The organism is Citrobacter sp. Cpo126, assembly GCF_030332445.1.
Lineage (GTDB): Bacteria > Pseudomonadota > Gammaproteobacteria > Enterobacterales > Enterobacteriaceae > Citrobacter > Citrobacter portucalensis.
The window spans coordinates 72,915-86,500 of the sequence record NZ_JAOWHT010000043.1; the positions used below are offsets into that span (position 1 = coordinate 72,915).

Annotated in this window: 9 protein-coding genes; 8 read left to right on the top strand and 1 reads right to left on the bottom strand. The window is 55.9% G+C overall.

The annotated features are described in order from the left end of the window. Positions 1–98: 98 nt before the first annotated feature. The 6 genes from hscB to sseB all read left to right on the top strand — a co-directional run bounded on the left by hscB (position 99) and on the right by sseB (position 5,221). Positions 99–614: a co-chaperone HscB gene (hscB, locus tag OGY17_RS20940; protein ID WP_003835201.1), complete on the top strand. Its 516-nt coding sequence runs from the start codon at positions 99–101 to the stop codon at positions 612–614. Between the two features lie 15 nt (positions 615–629). Beyond that, positions 630–2,480: a Fe-S protein assembly chaperone HscA gene (gene hscA, locus OGY17_RS20945; RefSeq protein WP_071446842.1), complete on the top strand. Its 1,851-nt coding sequence runs from the start codon at positions 630–632 to the stop codon at positions 2,478–2,480. A 1-nt stretch (position 2,481) separates the two neighbouring features. After that, positions 2,482–2,817: an ISC system 2Fe-2S type ferredoxin gene (gene fdx, locus OGY17_RS20950; RefSeq protein ID WP_003037690.1), complete on the top strand. Its 336-nt coding sequence runs from the start codon at positions 2,482–2,484 to the stop codon at positions 2,815–2,817. Positions 2,818–2,828: 11 nt separating this feature from the next. Then, positions 2,829–3,029: a Fe-S cluster assembly protein IscX gene (iscX, locus tag OGY17_RS20955; protein ID WP_003037694.1), complete on the top strand. Its 201-nt coding sequence runs from the start codon at positions 2,829–2,831 to the stop codon at positions 3,027–3,029. Between the two features lie 61 nt (positions 3,030–3,090). Further along, the gene (gene pepB / locus OGY17_RS20960; protein ID WP_008785461.1) at positions 3,091–4,374 is read left to right on the top strand and encodes an aminopeptidase PepB; all 1,284 of its coding nucleotides are present in this window, start codon (positions 3,091–3,093) and stop codon (positions 4,372–4,374) included. Positions 4,375–4,444: 70 nt separating this feature from the next. Next, positions 4,445–5,221, top strand: coding sequence for an enhanced serine sensitivity protein SseB (gene sseB, locus OGY17_RS20965; protein WP_286608278.1), 777 nt, complete (start codon positions 4,445–4,447; stop codon positions 5,219–5,221). A gap of 43 nt (positions 5,222–5,264) precedes the next feature. On the opposite strand, the gene sseA is transcribed toward sseB, so the two are convergent. Continuing rightward, the gene (gene sseA, locus OGY17_RS20970; protein ID WP_048225027.1) at positions 5,265–6,110 is read right to left on the bottom strand and encodes a 3-mercaptopyruvate sulfurtransferase; all 846 of its coding nucleotides are present in this window, start codon (positions 6,108–6,110) and stop codon (positions 5,265–5,267) included. 206 nt (positions 6,111–6,316) lie between these two features. Between sseA and OGY17_RS20975 the strand changes: the two genes are divergently transcribed. Together OGY17_RS20975 and pbpC are read left to right on the top strand one after the other, a co-directional pair. Continuing rightward, positions 6,317–11,251, top strand: coding sequence for an alpha-2-macroglobulin family protein (locus OGY17_RS20975; protein ID WP_008785458.1), 4,935 nt, complete (start codon positions 6,317–6,319; stop codon positions 11,249–11,251). Next, positions 11,252–13,564, top strand: coding sequence for a peptidoglycan glycosyltransferase PbpC (pbpC, locus tag OGY17_RS20980; RefSeq protein ID WP_008785457.1), 2,313 nt, complete (start codon positions 11,252–11,254; stop codon positions 13,562–13,564). The last annotated feature ends 22 nt before the right edge of the window (positions 13,565–13,586 follow it).

A 13,586-nucleotide genomic window follows, 5' to 3' on the forward strand; every position in this document is an offset into this window, starting at 1 on the left:
GATAACCCCACCGTGGTCGCCTGCGCGTGGGGTTTGTTTTACCTGACTCTCTGGTTTTGCCTCATCGAACAACAGAGAATCGATGCCCTGAGAATGTTATGGACTACTTCACCCTCTTTGGCTTACCGGCCCGTTATCAGCTCGATACTCAGGCGCTGAGCCTACGTTTTCAGGATCTACAACGTCAGTATCATCCTGATAAATTCGCCAGCGGTTCCCAGGCGGAACAACTTGCTGCGGTTTCGCAGTCCGCCACTATCAACCAGGCCTGGCAAACGCTGCGTCATCCTTTGATGCGCGCCGAATACTTATTGTCTTTACACGGTTTTGATATCCGCAGCGAGCAGCACACGGTGCGCGATACCGCGTTCCTGATGGAGCAACTTGAGCTGCGTGAAGAGCTGGACGAGATTGAACAGGCAAAAGACAGTCAACGTTTAGATGCGTTTATGAAACGCGTCAGCGAAATGTATAACGTTCGCCATCAACTGATGGTGGAACAGCTGGATAGCGAGACGTGGGACGCAGCGGCAGATACCGTGCGTAAGCTGCGTTTTCTCGATAAACTGCGAAGCAGTGCAGAACAACTCGAAGAAAAACTGCTCGATTTTTAATTTCCGGAAGCGAAAATGGCCTTATTACAAATTAGTGAGCCTGGTCTGAGCGCCGCGCCGCACCAGCGTCGTCTGGCGGTAGGTATCGATTTAGGCACCACCAACTCCCTGGTTGCTACCGTACGCAGCGGCCAGGCCGAAACGCTGGCAGACCATGAAGGTCGCCACCTGTTGCCGTCAGTGGTTCACTATCAGCAGCAGGGCTACTCTGTCGGTTACGATGCCCGCGCCAATGCAGCGTTGGATACGGCAAACACCGTTAGCTCAGTAAAACGCATGATGGGCCGCTCTCTGGCGGATATCCAGGCGCGTTACCCGCATCTGCCATATACGTTCCAGGCGAGCGAAAACGGTCTGCCGATGATTGAAACCGCTGCCGGTTTGCTTAATCCGGTGCGCGTCTCCGCTGATATTCTGAAAGCGCTGGCCGCGCGGGCTACCGAATCGCTGTCCGGCGAACTGGACGGCGTGGTTATCACCGTTCCGGCTTACTTTGACGATGCACAGCGTCAGGGGACCAAAGACGCCGCGCGTCTGGCGGGCCTGCACGTATTGCGTCTGCTGAACGAACCGACCGCAGCGGCGATCGCGTATGGTCTGGACTCCGGTCAGGAAGGCGTGATCGCAGTCTACGATCTTGGCGGCGGTACGTTTGATATTTCTATTCTGCGCCTGAGCCGTGGCGTGTTTGAAGTGCTGGCGACCGGCGGTGATTCCGCGCTCGGCGGCGACGATTTTGACCATCTGCTGGCCGATTACATTCGCGAGCAGGCGGGCGTGGCCGATCGCAGCGATAACCGCGTACAGCGTGAACTGCTGGATGCCGCGATTGCAGCGAAAATCGCACTTAGCGACGCTGATTCTGTAACGGTTAACGTGGCAGGATGGCAGGGTGAAATCACCCGTGAAACCTTTAATGAACGCATTTCCGCACTGGTCAAGCGTACGCTGCTGGCCTGCCGTCGCGCGCTGAAAGATGCGGGCGTGGAGCCGCAAGATGTTCTGGAAGTGGTGATGGTTGGCGGTTCAACGCGCGTGCCTCTGGTACGTGAACGCGTCGGTGAATTTTTTGGCCGCACGCCGCTGACCTCTATTGACCCGGACAAAGTGGTCGCTATCGGTGCGGCAATCCAGGCGGATATTCTCGTCGGAAATAAACCGGACAGCGAAATGCTGCTGCTGGACGTTATCCCGCTGTCTCTGGGACTGGAAACCATGGGCGGTCTGGTGGAGAAAGTGATCCCGCGTAACACCACTATCCCAGTGGCGCGCGCGCAGGACTTTACCACCTTTAAAGATGGCCAAACCGCGATGTCCATTCACGTGATGCAGGGCGAGCGTGAGCTGGTGCAGGACTGCCGTTCACTGGCGCGTTTTGCGCTGCGCGGCATCCCGGCATTGCCGGCTGGCGGTGCGCACATCCGCGTGACCTTCCAGGTGGATGCCGATGGGCTGCTGAGCGTCACCGCCATGGAGAAATCCACAGGCGTTGAGTCCTCAATCCAGGTTAAACCGTCCTATGGTCTGACCGACAGTGAAATCGCCTCCATGATTCAGGATTCGATGAGTTTTGCCGAGCAGGACGTTAAAGCCCGTATGCTGGCAGAACAGAAAGTCGAAGCGGCACGCGTACTGGAGAGTTTATCCGGTGCGCTGAACGCTGATGCCGCGCTGTTAAGCGCCGCAGAACGTCAGGCTATCGACACCGCCGCCGCGCACTTGAGCGAGGTTGCACAGGGTGACGATGTTGACGCGATAGAACAAGCCATTAAAAACGTAGACAAACAAACCCAGGAATTCGCCGCTCGCCGCATGGACAAATCCGTCCGTAGCGCGCTGAAAGGCCATTCCGTGGACGAGGTTTAATATGCCAAAGATTGTTATTTTGCCTCATCAGGATCTCTGTCCCGATGGCGCAGTTCTGGAAGCTGAGACCGGCGAAACCATTCTCGACGTTGCCCTGCGTAACGGAATCGAGATTGAACACGCCTGTGAAAAATCCTGTGCCTGCACTACCTGCCACTGCATCGTGCGTGAAGGTTTTGATTCTTTGCCGGAAAGCACAGAAGAAGAAGACGACATGCTGGATAAAGCCTGGGGACTGGAGCCGGAGAGCCGTTTAAGCTGTCAGGCGCGGGTAACCGAGGACGATTTAGTGGTCGAAATCCCACGTTACACAATCAATCATGCGCGTGAGCATTAACAGAGGGTAGTATGGGACTGAAGTGGACCGATAGCCGCGAAATCGGCGAGGCGCTGTATGACGCTTTCCCCGATCTCGATCCCAAGACCGTTCGTTTCACCGATCTGCACCAGTGGATCTGTGACCTGGAAGAGTTCGATGATGATCCTCAGGCATCGAACGAAAAAATCCTTGAGGCCATTTTGCTGGTCTGGCTGGACGAAGCCGAATAAGTCAACGGGCTGCCCACGGGTGGCCCGTTTTCCTGTATGCGCGAAAATAAGGATAAATAAAATGACAGAAGCCATGAAAATTACGCTTTCCACGCAACCCGCCGATGCCCGCTGGGGTGAAAAGGCGACATACAGCATTAATAATGACGGCATTACCCTGCACCTGAACGGAAAAGATGACCTCGGCCTTATCCAGCGTGCTGCGCGTAAAATCGACGGCCTGGGTATTAAACACGTTCAACTGGACGGTGAAGGCTGGGATACCGAACGTAGCTGGGCGTTCTGGCAGGGCTACAAGGGACCAAAAGGCACCCGCAAAGTTGAGTGGGCCGCTCTGGACGAAGCGCAGCGCAAAGAGCTGGATAGCCGTCTGAAGATTATTGACTGGGTGCGCGATACCATTAATGCCCCGGCAGAAGAGCTGGGTCCGGAACAGCTGGCGCAGCGCGCTGTTGATCTGCTGTGCTCCGTCGCGTGCGATAACGTCTCTTACCGCATCACCAAAGGTGAAGATCTGCGCGAGCAGAACTACATGGGCCTGCATACCGTGGGTCGCGGATCTGAACGTCCTCCAGTGCTGCTGGCGCTGGACTACAACCCAACAGGCGACAAAGAAGCCCCGGTTTATGCCTGCCTGGTTGGTAAGGGAATTACTTTTGATTCCGGTGGTTACAGCATCAAGCAAAGCGCATTTATGGACTCAATGAAGTCCGACATGGGCGGTGCGGCAACGGTCACCGGCGCGTTGGCATTTGCCATCACCCGTGGTCTGAACAAGCGCGTGAAGCTGTATCTGTGCTGCGCGGATAACCTGATTAGCGGCAACGCCTTTAAGCTCGGCGACATTATTCACTATCGCAACGGTAAAAAAGTTGAAGTGATGAATACCGATGCCGAAGGACGTCTGGTGCTGGCCGATGGCCTGATCGATGCCAGCGCGCAGAAACCGGAACTGATCATTGATGCTGCCACGCTGACCGGCGCGGCGAAAACCGCGCTGGGCAACGATTACCACGCGCTGTTTAGCTTTGATGATCAGCTGGCTGCTCGCCTGCTGGCAAGTGCGGCGCAAGAAAACGAACCGTTCTGGCGTCTGCCGCTGGCAGAGTTTCACCGTAGCCAGTTGCCGTCGAACTTTGCCGAACTGAATAACACCGGTAGCGCGGCTTACCCGGCTGGCGCAAGCACCGCGGCGGGCTTCCTGTCCCATTTCGTGGAAAACTACCAGCAGGGCTGGCTGCATATCGACTGCTCCGCAACCTATCGCAAAGCGCCGGTTGAGCAGTGGTCTGCGGGCGCAACCGGTCTGGGTGTGCGCACGATTGCGAATCTGCTGACCGCATAATTTATTACTGTATTGCCGGATGGCGCTACGCTTATCCGGCCTACATGTATTCATCCAATTTGTGATACTTATGTCCGAAACAAAAAACGAATTAGAAACATTGCTGGAACAAGCGGCGACAGAACCTGCGCATCGTCCGGCATTTTTCCGTACTTTACTGGAATCCACAGTCTGGGTGCCGGGTACTGCCGCAGAAGGCGAGGCGGTGGTTGAAGACAGCGCTCTCGACCTGCAGCACTGGGAAAAAGAAGACGGCACGACCGTGATCCCGTTCTTCACTTCTCTGGAAGCCCTGCAGCAGGCGGCGGAAGATGAGCAAGCATTTGTCGTTATGCCGGTGCGTACGTTGTTTGAAATGACGCTCGGCGAAACGCTCTTTCTCAACGCGAAACTGCCGACCGGCAAAGAATTTATGCCGCGTGAAATCAGCCTGCTGATGGGGGAAGAGGGGAATCCGCTCAGCACCCAGGAAGTACTGGAAGGCGGTGAATCGCTGATCCTCTCTGAAGTCGCTGAACCTCCGGCGCAGATGATTGACTCGCTGACTACGCTGTTTAAAACCATTAAGCCGGTAAAACGCGCGTTTCTCTGCTCAATCAAAGAAAGCGCGGAAGCCCAGCCGAATCTGCTGATTGGTATTGAAGCGGAAGGGGATATTGAAGAGATCATCCACGCTGCTGGCAGCGTCGCGACCGATACGCTGCCGGGCGATGAACCTATTGATATCTGCCAGGTGAAGAAGGGTGAGAAGGGCGTGAGCCACTTTATCACTGAGCATATCGCACCGTTCTACGAACGCCGCTGGGGCGGTTTCCTGCGCGACTTTAAACAGAACCGGATTATCTAAATTGTAGGCCGGATAAGCGAAGCGCTATCCGGCTTTTCCAGCTTTATAATTGCGGTTCTACCGGTAAATCGTTGCGCGCTCCCCATTCGCTCCATGCGCCGTCATACAATGCGACGTCAGAAACGCCCAGCGTGGCAAGTGCCAGCACGACGACGGCAGCCGTTACGCCGGAGCCGCAGCTGGCGATAATAGGGCGGTCAAAGCTCACGCCGTGGCTGAAGAAAATAGCATCCAGCTCATCGGTGGTTTTCAGTTCGCCGTCACGAACCAGTTCTGTCCACGGTACGTTAAGCGCACCCGGCACATGACCACGTTTCAGACCAGGACGCGGCTCGTCAACTTCGCCATTAAAACGCGCAGCCGGACGGGCATCGACGATCTGCGCCGTTTTTTCATGACTGGCCAGCAGTACATCGGTAACGCGCACAACTGCGTCAGGCGTAAAGGCCACGTTAAATTCACCTTCAGGTAAATCCTCATCGCCTTCCTTGAGCATTAACTCATCGCGCTTCCAGCCTGCCAGACCGCCTGCCAGAATGGAGACATTTTCGACGCCAAATGTCCGCAGCATCCACCATGCGCGTGGCGCGGAAAACAGATTACCGTCATCGTAGATAACCAGATGCTTATCCTGATCAACGCCCAGCTCGCGCATCGCAACGGCAAAGGCTTCGGGGCGTGGCATCATATGCGGTAGCGGTGAGGTATGATCGGAAAGTGCTTCAATATCAAAAAAGACTGCGCCAGGAATATGGCCCGCACGATACTCCTCGCCAACATCGCGATCTTCCTGTCCTGGAGGTGCCATCCGGGCATCAAGAATTTGTATTTCCGGGTCGTCAATGTGTTCGGCAAGCCAGTCGGCAGCGACAAAGAAGGCGGTGGTCATAGGCATCTCCATTTTTACCAGGTTTTGGCAAATTGTCGGATGTTTACCGTAAAGCGACAAGTAAAACAGGCTGATTTGTCAGGTGAATCCACATTAATCACTTAAATTAAGACAACGTTGTTCAGTTACTGACTTCCACAGCCGGAAATCTGACGCATAATAGTTGTTCTACGTAGCTAACGGGCCACTACGGCCAGGGATGAAAAATGAAACATTTACGCGTAGCGGCCTGCATGCTGATGCTGGCACTGGTCGGGTGCGATAATAATAACGAAAAATCACCGACGGCTGCGAAACCTGACTCGCCAGCTCCCCAGACTGCGCCAGTAAAAGACAAGGCCCAATTACAAAAGCTGGTGCAACAAAGCCAGGGCAAGTCGCTGACGCTGCTGGATGCCTCAGAGGTCCAGCTCGACGGTGCGGCAACACTCGTTTTGACCTTCTCCATTCCCCTCGCTCCAGAACAAGATTTTTCCCGCGTCGTGCACGTTGTTGATAAAAAAAGCGGCAAAGTGGATGGTGCCTGGGAGCTGGCGCCAAATCTGAAAGAGCTGCGCTTACGCCATCTGGAACCTAACCGGGAACTGGTGGTGACCATTGAGCGTGATTTGCTGGCGTTGAATAAAGCGACGTTCGCTATTGATTATGAAAAAAACATTACCACCCGCGATGTACAGCCAAGCGTTGGGTTTGCCAGTCGCGGCTCGCTGTTGCCGGGAAAAGTAATTGAAGGCCTGCCGGTAATGGCCCTCAATGTTAACAGCGTGGATGTGAACTTCTTTCGTGTGAAGCCTGAATCGCTCGGCGCATTTGTCAGCCAGTGGGAATACCGCAATTCGTTGACGAACTGGGAATCTGACAATCTATTGAAAATGGCGGAACTGGTGTATACCGGACGCTTTGACCTCAATCCTGCGCGTAACACCCGTGAGAAGTTGCTGCTGCCGCTGAGCGATATCAAGCCGTTGCAGCAAGCAGGTGTTTACATCGCGGTGATGAATCAGGCTGGACAATACAACTACAGTAATGCCGCTACGCTGTTCACGCTCAGCGATATTGGTGTGTCTGCGCACCGTTACCATAATCAACTGGATGTCTTTACGCAGAGTCTGGAAAACGGCGCTGCGCAGCAGGGTATAGAGGTCACCTTACTCAACGAAAAAGGACAGACGTTGGCGCAGGCTACCAGCGACGCGCAGGGTCATGTCAAACTGGAGACTGATAAAGACGCGGCTTTATTGCTGGCCCGCAAAGACGGGCAAACCACGCTGCTGGATCTGAAACTCCCGGCGTTGGATCTGGCTGAATTTGATATTGCCGGTGCACCGGGATACAGCAAACAGTTCTTTATGTTTGGTCCCCGTGACCTCTATCGTCCTGGCGAAACGGTGATCCTCAACGGATTACTGCGTGACAGCGACGGCAAAACGTTGCCCGACCAGCCGGTGAAGCTGGAGGTCGTGAAGCCCGACGGGCAAGTGTTACGTTCGGTGGTTAGCCAGCCGGAGAACGGTCTGTACCGTTTTAGCTGGCCGCTGGACACCAACGCGCCAACCGGTATGTGGCATATTCGTGCTAATACGGGCGACAACCAGTCACGGATGTGGGATTTCCACGTCGAAGATTTTATGCCTGAGCGGATGGCGCTCAATCTCTCCGCTAATAAGATTCCCGTGGCTCCGGCTGATGAAGTGAAGTTCTCGGTAGTGGGCTACTACCTGTACGGCGCGCCCGCTAACGGCAATGCTCTGCAAGGGCAGCTTTTCCTGCGCCCGCTGCGCGAAGCGGTGCAGGTATTGCCGGGGTTCCAGTTTGGTAATATTGCCGAAGAAAACCTGTCCCGCAGCCTCGATGAAGTTCAGCTTACGCTGGATGAACACGGTCGCGGCGAAGTGACCACCAACAGCCAATGGCAGGAGACGCATTCCCCGTTACAGGTGATCCTGCAAGCCAGCCTGCTGGAGTCAGGTGGCCGCCCGGTGACGCGTCGGGCTGAACAAGCCATCTGGCCTGCGGACATGCTGCCGGGTATTCGTCCGCAGTTTGCGGCAAAAGCCGTCTATGACTACCGCACTGATACCACTGTGAATCAGCCTATCGTTGATGAAAACAGCAACGCAGCTTTCGACATTGTTTATGCCGATGCGCAGGGCGAGAAAAAAGCGGTGTCCGGTTTGCAGGTGCGTTTGATCCGCGAGCGCCGGGATTATTACTGGAACTGGTCTGAAGGCGAGGGCTGGCAATCACAGTTCGATCAAAAGGATCTGGTTGAAGGTGAGCAGACTCTGGATCTTAAGGCCGATGAAACCGGTAAAGTCAGCTTCCCGGTTGAGTGGGGTGCCTATCGTCTGGAAGTGAAAGCCCCGAATGATGCGGTGAGCAGCGTACGCTTCTGGGCAGGTTATAGCTGGCAGGATAACAGCGACGGCAGTGGGGCTGTGCGTCCCGATCGCGTGACTCTGAAACTGGACAAACCCAGCTACCGTCCTGGCGATACCATGAAGCTGCACGTTGCCGCTCCTGCTGCTGGCAAAGGTTATGCGATGGTGGAATCCAGCGAAGGCCCGCTGTGGTGGCAAGAAATAGACGTACCGGCGGATGGTCTCGATATCTCCATCCCGATTGATAAAACCTGGAATCGCCACGATTTGTATCTCAGTGCGCTGGTGGTTCGTCCTGGCGACAAGTCCCGTTCGGCCACGCCAAAACGGGCGGTTGGTTTACTGCATTTGCCGTTAGGTGATGAAAACCGTCGTCTGGCGCTGGCGCTGGAAAACCCGGCGAAAATACGTCCAAACCAGTCGTTGACCGTCAAGATTAAAGCCAGCGTCAAAAATGGCGACGTACCAAAACAGGTTAACGTGCTGGTCTCTGCCGTTGATAGCGGGGTGTTGAACATTACCGATTACGCCACGCCAGATCCGTGGCAGGCATTTTTCGGACAAAAACGCTATGGCGCGGATATTTATGATATTTACGGCCAGGTGATCGAAGGGCAAGGGCGGCTGGCGGCGCTGCGTTTTGGTGGTGATGGCGATGAATTAAAACGCGGCGGTAAGCCACCGGTCAATCACGTCAATATCGTGGCGCAACAGGCGCTGCCGGTCACGCTCAACGAGCAGGGCGAAGGTACGGTGACGCTACCGATTGGTGATTTCAACGGCGAGCTACGGGTAATGGCACAGGCCTGGACGGCGGATGACTTTGGCAGCAGTGAAAGCAAGGTGATTGTTGCCGCGCCGGTAATTGCTGAACTGAATATGCCGCGTTTTCTGGCGGGAGGCGATACCTCGCGACTGACGCTGGACGTGACTAACCTGACTGACAAACCGCAAACACTGAATATTAAGCTCGCGGCCAATGGCTTACTGGAGCTGATGGGGCAAGATCCTGCTCCATTGAATCTGGCACCAGGCGTACGGACTACGTTGTTTATTCCGGTGCGTGCGCGGGAGGGGTTTGGCGATGGCGAAATTCAGGCAGAAATTAGCGGTCTGACTTTACCGGGTGAAACGCTGCCAGTTCAGCATAAACAGTGGAAGATTGGCATGCGTCCGGCGTTCCCGGCGCAAACCGTTAATAACGGTGTCGCACTTCAACCGGGCGCAACCTGGCAGCTTCCGGGCGAAGAACTGACCAATTTCTCCCCTGCAACGATGCAGGGACAACTGCTGTTCAGCGGTAAGCCGCCGCTAAATCTGGCGCGTTATATCCGCGAACTGAAGGCTTACCCTTACGGCTGCCTGGAGCAAACTGCGAGCGGGTTGTTCCCATCCTTATACACTAACGCTGCGCAATTGAAGGCGTTAGGTATTGTGGGTGACAGCGATGAAAAACGCCGCGCGGCAGTCGATATTGGGATTTCTCGTTTAGTGCAGATGCAGCGTGATAACGGCGGTTTCGCGCTGTGGGATAAAAACGGGTCGGAAGAGTACTGGCTGACCGCGTATGTCATGGATTTCCTCGTTCGGGCAAATGAACAGGGCTACAGCGTCCCGGTAGAGGTCATTAACCGTGGCAACGAACGGCTGCTGCGCTATTTGCAGGATCCAGGAATGTTGTCGATTCGCTATACCGACGACTCTTCAGCAAGCCGGTTTGCCGTACAAGCCTACGCCGCGTTGGTTCTGGCGCGTCAGCAAAAAGCCCCGCTCGGCGCATTGCGTGAGATCTGGGAGCGTCGTGCGCAAGCGGCCTCTGGTTTACCGCTGTTACAACTGGGAATCGCGCTGAAAAATATGGGCGATGCTAACCGCAGTGAACAGGCGTTGACGCTGGCGCTGAATACGCCGCGCCGCGATACGCAACAGTGGATGGCGGATTACGGCAGTGCGTTACGCGACAACGCGCTAATGCTGGCCTTGCTCGAAGAGAACAAGCTCAAACCTGACGTGCAGAATACGCTGCTGAACACGTTGTCAGAACAGGCCTTTGGGCAGCGCTGGCTCTCGACTCAGGAAAATAATGCGTTGTTCCTTGCCGCGCGTACGTTACAGGACTTGCCAGGCACATGGCAGGCGCAAACGTCACTCTCGGAGCAACCGTTAGCCGGGGAGAAATCACAGACGCGTAATCTGGATGCCGATGCGCTGTCTACGCTGAGCGTCACCAATACCGGTAATCAACCGCTGTGGCTGCGTCTGGATGTGAGCGGTTATCCGCAAACCTCACCGACGCCTGCCAGCAACGTTCTGCATATTGAGCGTCAAATTCTGGGGCTCGACGGAAACAGCAAATCGCTGGATTCGCTGCGCAGCGGCGAGCTGGTGCTGGTCTGGCTGGAGGTGAAAGCCAGCCAGAACGTGCCGGATGCGCTGGTGGTTGACTTACTGCCAGCAGGACTGGAACTGGAAAACCAGAATCTGGCCAACGGCAGCGCCAGCCTGCAGGATAGCGGTAGCGAAGTGGCGAATTTGCTTAATCAGATGCAGCAGGCAGATATCCAGCACGTTGAGTTCCGTGACGATCGCTTTGTCGCTGCGGTGGCGGTCAATGAAGGACAACCGGTTACGCTGGTGTATCTGGCGCGAGCGGTAACGCCGGGGACCTACCAGGTTCCCGTCCCACAGGTGGAATCAATGTATGTTCCGCAGTGGCGCGCGACCGGTGCGACAGAGGGACTTTTGATTGTCAGACCGTAAATGATGCGCCGGTTGGGTAAACGCGGCTGCTGGCTCTGGCTGGCAGCCGTTGCGCTATTGATTGTGGCGGCAGTTTGGGCGGCAGATAAAATCTGGCCGCTGCCTTTGCGCGAAGTCGATCCGGCTCGGGTCGTGGTGGCACATGATGGTACGCCACTCTGGCGCTTTGCTGATGCCGAAGGTATCTGGCGGTATCCGGTAACGATTGATGAGGTGTCGCCCCGCTACCTTGAGGCGTTAATTAACTATGAAGACCGCTGGTTCTGGAAGCATCCCGGCGTCAATCCGTTTTCAGTACTGCGCGCAGCATGGCAGGACCTCTCCTCTGGGCGTGTGGTTTCGGGCGGCAGTACGCTCACCATGCAGGTCGCACGATTACTCGATCCCCATCCGCGAACCTTCGGCGGCAAGTTTCGCCAGCTCTGGCGCGCATTGCAGCTGGAATGGCATCTCTCCAAACGCGGCATCCTGACACTGTATCTCAACCGTGCGCCGTTTGGCGGTACGCTGCAGGGCGTCGGGGCGGCAAGCTGGGCCTATCTTGGTAAATCACCCGCGCAATTGAGTTACTCCGATGCCGCGCTGCTGGCTGTTTTGCCACAGGCACCGAGTCGCCTGCGTCCGGATCGCTGGCCGGACCGTGCTGAAGCGGCGCGTAATAAAGTGCTCGAACGTATGGCGAGCCAGGGTATTTGGCCTGCCAGACAGGTACAGGAGTCACGTGAAGAGCCAGTCTGGCTGTCGCCCCGGCAAATGCCGCAGTTAGCACCGTTATTCTCGCGCATGATGCTGGGAAAAAGCCGGAGCGATAAAATCGTGACTACCCTTGATGCCGGATTGCAGCGTCAACTGGAAGAGCTGGCGCAAAACTGGAAGGGGCGCTTACCTGCACGCAGTTCGCTGGCAATGATTGTGGTCGATCACACCGATATGAGCGTGCGTGGTTGGGTGGGGTCGGTAGATATGAATGACGACTCCCGCTTTGGTCATGTGGATATGGTGAATGCGATCCGTTCGCCTGGCTCGGTATTGAAGCCGTTTATCTATGGACTGGCGCTGGATGACGGACTCATTCATCCCGCTTCGTTGTTGCAGGATGTCCCGCGGCGAACCGGAGATTATCGACCGGGGAATTTTGACAGCGGTTTTCATGGCCCGGTGAGTATGAGCGAAGCGCTGGTAAGGTCGTTGAATTTACCCGCCGTGCAGGTGCTCGAAGCCTATGGTCCGAAGCGCTTTGCCGCATCGTTACGTAACGTCGGCTTACCGCTGTATCTGCCCGCAGGGGCTGCGCCGAATCTGTCGCTGATTTTAGGTGGCGCGGGGGCAAGGCTGGAAGATATGGCCGCAGCGTACAGCGCCTTTGCCCGTAAGGGAAAAGCGGGAAAACTGCGTCTGCAGCCGGGTGACCCACTGCTTGAACGTCCGTTGATGTCGGCGGGCGCGGCGTGGATTATTCGCCGTATTATGGCCGACGAAGCGCAACCGCTGCCGGATAACGCACTGAGCAGAGTGGTTCCGCTGGCGTGGAAAACGGGTACCAGCTATGGCTATCGCGATGCCTGGGCGATTGGCGTTAACGCCCGTTATGTGATCGGTATCTGGACTGGCAGACCAGACGGAACGCCGGTGGTGGGCCAGTTTGGATTTGCCAGCGCCGTGCCGCTGCTCAATCAGGTCAACAATCTTTTGCTCTCTCGCGGGACCAATCAGCCGGAAGATCCACGTCCTGATTCCGTGAGTCGCGGCGTGGTGTGCTGGCCGGGCGGGCAATCCCTTGCCCCAGGAGACAGCAACTGCCGTCGCCGTCTGGCAACCTGGTTACTGGATGGCAGTCAGCCGCCAACGTTATTATTGCCCGAGCAGGAAGGGGTTAATGGCATTCGTTTTCCTGTCTGGCTGGATGATGAAGGCAAACGTGTGGCGGCGGATTGCCCGCAGGCGCACGAACAAACGTTAATCGTCTGGCCATTGCCGCTGGAGCCATGGCTACCTGAATCAGAACGCCGTGGGGCGAGATTACCGCCAGTTTCTGCCACGTGTCCGCCGCTGGGACAAGACGCTTCGCAGCCATTGCAGTTGACAGGCATTCGTGATGGCGCGATTGTGAAGCGTTTACCCGGTTCTGCTCAAGCCTCATTGCCGGTGCAAACCAGTGGTGGGAGCGGTGAACGCTGGTGGTTTCTTAACGGTGAAAGGCTGGAAGAACGAGGGCGTCGTCTTACGCTACGGCTGGCGACTAAAGGGGATTATCAACTGCTGGTGATGGATGACGCTGGTCAGGTAGCGACGGTGAGATTTTCGATGCAGTAGACCAGTTGGTGACTGTTTGTTG

What these genes read in the sequence shown, in the direction of transcription:
- hscB (WP_003835201.1), top strand. Translation starts at nt 99, where the DNA reads ATGGACTACTTCACCCTCTTTGGCTTACCGGCCCGTTATCAGCTCGAT.
- hscA (WP_071446842.1), top strand. Translation starts at nt 630, where the DNA reads ATGGCCTTATTACAAATTAGTGAGCCTGGTCTGAGCGCCGCGCCGCAC.
- fdx (WP_003037690.1), top strand. Translation starts at nt 2,482, where the DNA reads ATGCCAAAGATTGTTATTTTGCCTCATCAGGATCTCTGTCCCGATGGC.
- iscX (WP_003037694.1), top strand. Translation starts at nt 2,829, where the DNA reads ATGGGACTGAAGTGGACCGATAGCCGCGAAATCGGCGAGGCGCTGTAT.
- pepB (WP_008785461.1), top strand. Translation starts at nt 3,091, where the DNA reads ATGACAGAAGCCATGAAAATTACGCTTTCCACGCAACCCGCCGATGCC.
- sseB (WP_286608278.1), top strand. Translation starts at nt 4,445, where the DNA reads ATGTCCGAAACAAAAAACGAATTAGAAACATTGCTGGAACAAGCGGCG.
- sseA (WP_048225027.1), bottom strand. Translation starts at nt 6,110, where the DNA reads ATGACCACCGCCTTCTTTGTCGCTGCCGACTGGCTTGCCGAACACATT.
- OGY17_RS20975 (WP_008785458.1), top strand. Translation starts at nt 6,317, where the DNA reads ATGAAACATTTACGCGTAGCGGCCTGCATGCTGATGCTGGCACTGGTC.
- pbpC (WP_008785457.1), top strand. Translation starts at nt 11,252, where the DNA reads ATGATGCGCCGGTTGGGTAAACGCGGCTGCTGGCTCTGGCTGGCAGCC.